The sequence below is a fragment of the Raineya sp. genome, assembly GCF_053497555.1.
Genome location: NZ_JBRCWE010000074.1, coordinates 1 through 6,846, shown reverse-complemented (window position 1 = coordinate 6,846; position 6,846 = coordinate 1). Strand labels below are relative to the sequence as shown.

The 6,846-nt window shown below is 37.4% G+C and carries 7 protein-coding genes; 3 read left to right on the top strand and 4 right to left on the bottom strand.

Translation table 11 applies throughout. The features are described from left to right. The first annotated feature begins 42 nt into the window (after nucleotides 1-42). Together ACWITO_RS10260 and ACWITO_RS10255 are read left to right on the top strand one after the other, a co-directional pair. Nucleotides 43-567 (top strand): hypothetical protein, encoded by a 525-nt coding sequence (locus ACWITO_RS10260; RefSeq protein ID WP_448529902.1) that lies wholly within the window; start codon nucleotides 43-45, stop codon nucleotides 565-567. Between the two features lie 18 nt (nucleotides 568-585). After that, entirely contained in the window at nucleotides 586-912 is a 327-nt protein-coding gene (locus ACWITO_RS10255) for a helix-turn-helix transcriptional regulator (RefSeq protein ID WP_448529901.1), read from the top strand. 98 nt (nucleotides 913-1,010) lie between these two features. Here ACWITO_RS10255 and ACWITO_RS10250 read toward each other — a convergent pair whose 3' ends face one another. Genes ACWITO_RS10250 through ACWITO_RS10235 form a run of 4 tightly spaced genes read right to left on the bottom strand, consistent with a single transcriptional unit; the run spans nucleotide 1,011 to nucleotide 4,460 of the window. Next, a complete protein-coding gene (locus ACWITO_RS10250; RefSeq protein ID WP_448529900.1) occupies nucleotides 1,011-1,712 on the bottom strand; it encodes a zinc metallopeptidase in 702 nt (233 codons plus the stop codon). Between the two features lie 42 nt (nucleotides 1,713-1,754). Continuing rightward, nucleotides 1,755-2,234, bottom strand: a complete 480-nt coding sequence (gene rfaE2, locus ACWITO_RS10245; protein ID WP_448529899.1) for a D-glycero-beta-D-manno-heptose 1-phosphate adenylyltransferase — start codon at nucleotides 2,232-2,234, stop codon at nucleotides 1,755-1,757. Then, the gene (locus ACWITO_RS10240; RefSeq protein WP_448529898.1) at nucleotides 2,235-2,867 is read right to left on the bottom strand and encodes a DUF6992 family protein; all 633 of its coding nucleotides are present in this window, start codon (nucleotides 2,865-2,867) and stop codon (nucleotides 2,235-2,237) included. It lies immediately after the preceding gene. A gap of 9 nt (nucleotides 2,868-2,876) precedes the next feature. Further along, nucleotides 2,877-4,460 (bottom strand): hypothetical protein, encoded by a 1,584-nt coding sequence (locus ACWITO_RS10235; protein ID WP_448529897.1) that lies wholly within the window; start codon nucleotides 4,458-4,460, stop codon nucleotides 2,877-2,879. A gap of 420 nt (nucleotides 4,461-4,880) precedes the next feature. Between ACWITO_RS10235 and ACWITO_RS10230 the strand changes: the two genes are divergently transcribed. Then, a complete protein-coding gene (locus ACWITO_RS10230) occupies nucleotides 4,881-6,692 on the top strand; it encodes an acyl-CoA dehydrogenase family protein (RefSeq protein WP_448529896.1) in 1,812 nt (603 codons plus the stop codon). Nucleotides 6,693-6,846 lie beyond the last annotated feature (154 nt).

Sequence of the window (6,846 nt, the reverse complement as noted above, 5' to 3'; positions counted from 1 at the left end):
AAAAAAATTTTTTAAAAAAAATAAACCTATAAGTTGATTTTTATGAAAATTGTTGATATCTTTGCAGTGGTTGAAGGAAGTTTGTATGCGGTTCAGTTTGAAGGCGAAGAATTTGATGAGTTTGAAAAATTGCGTAATACTTGGAAAAACCAAGAGTTTTTGTCTAAATTTTTCAGAAGTCGAGAGCATCAGTTGAAATACTTTAATTTAAGTGCAGAACAGGCATCTTTACTGGTTATTGAGGAAAGAAAATATTTTTTCAAAAGACTATTGAATGCGGCTCAATTGCAAGCAATTGGTAACAGCCAGATAGAACTTGATAGCATTTTTGAAGCACTTAATGATAATGAATTTAGCCTAAAAGATTATCAAAAAAGTAAGTACAAATACAAATTCCTTCGCTTATATGCTGTAAGAGTGGAAACTCTTGAAAGTAGCAGTATCTATATTATATCTGGTGGAGGGATAAAATTAGTGAAAAGAATGCAGGAAGATGAACTTTTGCAAAAAGAATTATCTAAAATTGAGTGCCTACAAAACTTTCTAAAAGAAAACGATTTGTTTTAGTATTAAATTTATAGAACTATGAAAAGTAAGAACGAAATATTGGAAAAGCTAAACAAAATTTCCAAAAAAAATCAAAATTGGATAGCTGAAGAAGAAGAATGGCAAAAAAACTTTGATTGGATTAAAGTCTCCCATCAAATTGCTTTTAGGATATTAGAGTTACTAGACCAAAAAGGCATTTCTCAAAAAGAACTTGCTGAAAGAATGGGCGTTTCTCCGCAACAAATCAGTAAAATTGTCAAGGGTAATGAAAACTTGACTTTGGAAACCATTGTCAAATTAGAAAAATGCTTGGGAGCGAAATTGATTGAAGTTTGTACAGAAGCAAAACCAGTAATTGCATAAAAAAACCTACAAAAAACATTTTGTAGGTTTTTTCTTTTGTCGTGCTACTTGCACGCGTTAATCGTCATTATTGTGTAAAAACACAATGCTTTTTTGGATTAGCGTTCTCTGCTGGAAGCGGCAACCAATTGCAAGACATAGTAAGCAAGCATAGCCAAAGAGCCTATCGCCGCTACAACGTAAGTCATTGCCGCCCAAAAGAGAGCATCTTTTGCCATAGTATGTTCTTGGCTACTCACCACTCCTCTATTGGTCATCCAAGCCAAAGCTCGTTTGCTGGCATCAAATTCCACAGGAAGCGTTACCAAACTAAATAAAGTTATTACGCTGTACGCAATCACTATCACCCACAAGATACTGGTAATAGGAATGGTACGATACAAAGCATATCCACCAATGAAAGAAGCAATCATTACAAAATTGAGAATGGTAGCACTCACATTTTGCAGAGGCACCATAGCCGAACGAAACTGCAACATACTATATGCCGTAGCGTGCTGAACAGCGTGTCCGCATTCGTGAGCCGCCACAGCTACTGCCGCCGCTGAACTACCATAATATACCTCTTCACTTAAATTAACGGTTTTATTCATTGGGTTGTAGTGGTCTGTCAGCTGACCGGGTACGCAGGTAATCTGTACATCATAAATACCGTAATCGCGTAGCATTTGCTCGGCAGCTTCTTTGCCCGTCATTCCATTACGCAGACGTATCTGCGAATAATGTGCAAACTTGGAACGCAAGCGACTGCTCACGAGCCAACTCACCAGCATTGTTACACCTAAAATTATCCAATACATAGCTTTTTTGCGTTTTTAGTTTTGCCGAAAAGGGTTACAATGTTACAAAGAATTTTTGGCTTTGTCAAGTATTTTTGTTGTAGAAAATCCTTCTACCAAATCAATCGTCTTGACTTCGCCTCCATAAGCCATAACAAAATCCGCACCAACAATGTTTTCAAGCGTATAATCGCTTCCTTTTGTCAGAATGTCAGGAAAAATTTTTTCAATCAGACTTTTTGGCGTATCTTCTTCAAATACACAAACGGCATCTACAAACTCCAAAGCCGCCAGCACCCTTGCCCGGGCATACTCGGGGTTAATCGGACGCTCCGCTCCTTTCAAACGTTTCACCGAACTATCAGAATTCAAGCCTACTACCAACTTATCACCCAAATTCCGAGCTTTTTCCAAGTAGTCTATATGCCCCAGATGCAATATATCAAAGCAACCATTCGTAAAAACTACTTTCAGACCTGCTTGTTTCCAAGTCTTGATTTTTTCAATCAAATCATTGATATTCAGTATTTTATTTGCCGTCATCTAACGTAAAAAATAAATCAGACCTATACCATTTTCGGTGCTTTTCAGTTGTATATTTTCTAAAAACTTCTGCATCTTTGAGCCATTTTTGCTATGAGCTATCGTAAGTCCTACATCAAAGGCAAGCAGAAAAGCACCTTGCAAAATTAAAGATTTTCCCCAACCTCGCAAACGCTCAGGTAATTTTTGAGCCGTTTTTGCTTTTTCTTTCAGAAAAAAGCCCGTCATTATATATCCTACATCTAAACCTGCATTGAATAGTAAAATTTTTTGCATTTGGTGGTGGTCTGAAAGCACTGATTGCCAAGAAATTAAATCATCAGACTGATAGTTCTGATACAAGCCCAGCCCTGCAAGTCCCAGATTTACCGTATTCCACATTATATTCATTTGGTAGAAATACTTACTTTCGCCTTGTGGCTTGGCAAAAGCAAGCACTGCTCCGCTAGCAAGCATATTCCCCACCGCCCAAGAACCCAAAATCCACATTCCTACCCGATTTGTTTTTTTGTATTGAGAGCGAAACTTCTTGAAATCTTGCAAGAAAGTATCGCTTTGAGCCAAAACTACATAGTTGCCCAAAAGAAAAAGCAATAAAAGGAAGCATCTCATATTCATATAGAAATTTTTCATAAGTAAGTCTCATTTTTTAACTTCTTCGGGCTTAACAAATTTTACTTTTGCAAGATAAAATACATCCTCTTCACGTGTAAAAATCTTATCAGCTTTGGGATTATAGATACCTGAAATAAGCACATATTCACCAAACCATCTGAAAATCAAGTTATTCGTTGGGCGTATCTTGTTCTCTTTTTCAGGAACAACGGTGTAGTTTTTTTGGTAAGGCACTTCGTTATTTTCATAAATTACTTCTCTTTCTCTACAAGCACGCAAATTGATACCTTTTTCGTGAGGGTGCAATAATAAAAACTGATTTTCTTGCAAAGCAATCGTAACGTTGGGATACAAATTATTTTTGGTCGTATTTTTTATGGGCAAGGCATTATCCCAAAGTAAATTACCACGCAAATCAAAGGCTAAAACCAAAGAATGAACAAAATGAAAAACAGGTACATTGGGCGTAGGATAATATGCCCCCCAACTTCGCAAAGCCAAACGCTCATAGGGCGTGAGTAAGGCGGGGTTGGTTGCTATCATTGGATAAGGTGAAATAAGCGAATTGTTATACTGATAAGAAGTCTGGTAAAGTTCGGCTACTACAATTATTTTGTTTTGCCACAAAAAAGGCTTTTGTAAATGCACTCGCATTTTGTAGTTGTAGCTTTTACCTCTTTTTCGTTTTTTTTCTACTTTTTCTATTTCTTTGTTTCGGCGGCTTTCACTGGCAAAGTAATCAAAATAATGACGCAAGTTATCAAATGAATTGAACGTAAGATAGGGCTTTTTACCAAATTCATATTTACCAAAAATCCAACCTTGCGAATAAAAATGGCTTTGCCCATCACCATACGTTCCTATCAAAAAATTTTCATTCTGATAAATAAAAGGCTCTAATTCCGTAGGATATTGCTTTTTTTCAAAAGAAAGTTTGAGTTTATCTAATATTTTTCCATTGCTTTGCAAATATTGAATATAAAACTGCTTTTCACCTCTTTTTAGCTCTCGTACAAGCACGTGAGCAGTCCCTTCGTCTTTATTGATAGAAATATTTTTGATATCCAGTTTTTCATCAAAAAACGTAGGTATTACTTTTACGGAGTTATCAAAAAAGCTGAAATCAATAATAACGTCTTTGCCTCTATAACTGCCCACCATAAACAAATTATTGCCAAATACCACAAAAGAAGCAGGAGTAATAGAAAATGGTAAATCGCCTTGCTTGTACTCTATCTCGTTGCTGGCATTGTAAGAAATGAGAGCAAACTGCTTCTGATTGTCGGTGTAAAAAATCAGATACAAATTCGTGCTATCTGTGTAATAGCCATAATATTCCCACTTGCGTTCCAATCGGTATTCCTTTTCAGCAACTTTATTCAAATTACTATCCAAAACATTGAAATAGAAAATCTTGCGACGTTGGTACTCTTCATTATCTTCCTTTTGCCCAAATAAAATTACTTTTTTTTCTTGCGGAAAAGGTAAAACTTCAAAAGTATAATCTATTTTGCGAGGAATTTTCTGTTCGTAACGAGCCGTTTCTTGCAATTGGGCAGAAACTACCAAAGCAGAAAAAAACAAACTCGTAAGCATTAAAAAGTGTTTCATACAAACTTTCGTAATTATTTTACGTTCAAAAAGTTCGGAGTTTGATGTTCAAGCCTTTATGGATTTTGCTACTCATTTTTTGTGTCAGGTATCAATTCCCAAAAATCCTGTTTCCTGCATCTTGTTTCCTGTTTCCTTATTGCAAAAGATACCTAAACAATCACCAAATTTCTTTGAGAGCTAATTTACAAGTTATCTTACAGAAATTCAAATTTCATTTCAAAAAAGCCTGAATAAATCTTTTTCAACTCAAAAAAATCATATCCAAACTTAATAAAGTACCAAAAAAACAAGTGTTGTAGGCTGTTTATTAAATTTTTTCAAAAAAATACTCTGCTTGCATAACATTTTTACTTACATTTGCGTTATCCAAATAAAATTTGGAATTTTTAGTGTATCACCCAACAAAATCATACTCTAATGGAAACAGTGCAAAATAAAGAACTCGTAAAGGGCGGAGAGTTTCTTGTAAAAGAAACCCTTGCTCATACCGTTTTTATTCCCGAAGATTTCAATGAAGAGCAAAGAATGCTTGCTCAGACCTGTAAAGATTTTATTGAAAAGGAAATAAAGCCTCGTCTTGATGAGATAGATAATGCCAAAAGCCCCGAGCTAATGGTGAAAATGCTTGATAAAGCCGCCGAGCTGGGTCTTTTAGCCATTGGCGTACCCACCGAGTACGGCGGTTATGGTATGGATTTCAATTCTACAATGCTTGCCGCAGACTATTTGGGTAGCGGGCATAGCTTTGCCGTTGCCTTTTCGGCTCATACAGGAATAGGTACTTTGCCTATACAATATTATGGCAACGAAGAGCAAAAAGCCAAATATTTACCCAAATTGGCTTCGGGCGAGTGGAAAGCCGCTTATTGCCTCACCGAACCCGATAGTGGTTCTGATGCCAATTCAGGTAAAACCAAAGCTACACTCACCCCTGACGGCAAATATTACCTTATCAATGGGCAAAAAATGTGGATTACCAACGGCGGTTTTGCCGATATTTTCATTGTTTTTGCTAAAATTGATAACGACAAAAACCTCACGGCTTTCATTGTAGAAAAAGGTTTTGGTGGTATCACAATGAATGAACCTGAAAAGAAAATGGGTATCAAAGGTTCGGATACTCGCCAAATTTTCTTCAACGACTGCAAAGTACCTGTGGAAAATATGCTTTCTACACGCGAAAATGGCTTCAAAATTGCGGTAAATATTCTCAATATCGGACGTATCAAGCTATCGGTAGCGGCGGTAGGTGGTGCCCGTGAGGCTCTCAATTACGCCATCAATTATGCACGCGAAAGAAAGCAATTTGGTGTTTCTATCAATAATTTTGGTGCTATTCGTCAGAAATTGGCTTTGGTGGCGGCTCGTCTTTTTGCTACCGATTCTGCCAACTATCGTGTAGGGCAAAACATTGAAGATACTATTCAAGCCTACATAGCCCAAGGGCTTAGCGAAGCCGAAGCCAAACTCAAAAGTTTTGAGCAGTTCGCTATTGAATGTGCCATTATGAAGGTTCACGGCTCTGAAACCTTGGATTTTTCGGTAGATGAAGCCGTACAAATTTACGGAGGTATGGGCTACTCTGCCGAATCGCCTGTGGAAAGAGCCTATCGCGACTCACGCATCAACCGAATTTTTGAAGGCACAAACGAAATCAACCGAATGCTTGCCGTAGGCACTATTTTGCGTAGAGCAATGAAAGGCGAGCTGGCAGATGTGCTTTCACAAGCCCAAGCCGTTGCCAAAGAGTTAATGAGTATTCCTGATTTTTCTACCCCTGATTATTCTGAAATTTTCAGTGCCGAAAAAGCCTTGCTCAAAGGTATGAAAAAATCTATTTTGATGATTGCAGGAGCGGCGGCTCAAAAATTCGGCTCTAAAATTAGTGAAGAGCAAGAAGTGATGATGTACCTTGCCGATATGCTCATTGAGCTATATGTTTCCGAGTCGGTACTTTTGAGAGTAGAAAAACTTATCCAATTACGTGGCGAAAAGGCTTGCCAAACTGAAAAAGATTTGGCTTTGCTCTATCTACACGAATCTTTGGACGTATTCAGCAAGGCAGGCAGAGATGCTATCAACTCTTTTGCCGTAGGTGATGAACAAAGAGCAATGCTAATGGGCTTACGCAGATTTACCAAAATTGAGCCTATCAACAAAAAAGAAACCTGCCAACGTATCGCACAGGTACTCATTGAAAACAATCAGTATCCTTTTGCAGTTGTATAAAAAAAGGGGCTTTATGCCCCTTTTACTTTTTCTACCCAAACCTTATCCTTTACCACTACCACCGCCAGCAAATTCAGCATCTTTTTGCTTTGCAAAAGTGTATCCTTTTGGTAATAACTCAAAATTTGCTCTTTTGCTTCTTGCATTGTGTCTG

Bases quoted from the DNA above. Each gene is read 5' to 3' on its own strand.
- ACWITO_RS10235 (WP_448529897.1), bottom strand. From the start codon at position 4,460: ATGAAACACTTTTTAATGCTTACGAGTTTGTTTTTTTCTGCTTTGGTA.
- ACWITO_RS10260 (WP_448529902.1), top strand. From the start codon at position 43: ATGAAAATTGTTGATATCTTTGCAGTGGTTGAAGGAAGTTTGTATGCG.
- rfaE2 (WP_448529899.1), bottom strand. From the start codon at position 2,234: ATGACGGCAAATAAAATACTGAATATCAATGATTTGATTGAAAAAATC.
- ACWITO_RS10240 (WP_448529898.1), bottom strand. From the start codon at position 2,867: ATGAAAAATTTCTATATGAATATGAGATGCTTCCTTTTATTGCTTTTT.
- ACWITO_RS10255 (WP_448529901.1), top strand. From the start codon at position 586: ATGAAAAGTAAGAACGAAATATTGGAAAAGCTAAACAAAATTTCCAAA.
- ACWITO_RS10250 (WP_448529900.1), bottom strand. From the start codon at position 1,712: ATGTATTGGATAATTTTAGGTGTAACAATGCTGGTGAGTTGGCTCGTG.
- ACWITO_RS10230 (WP_448529896.1), top strand. From the start codon at position 4,881: ATGGAAACAGTGCAAAATAAAGAACTCGTAAAGGGCGGAGAGTTTCTT.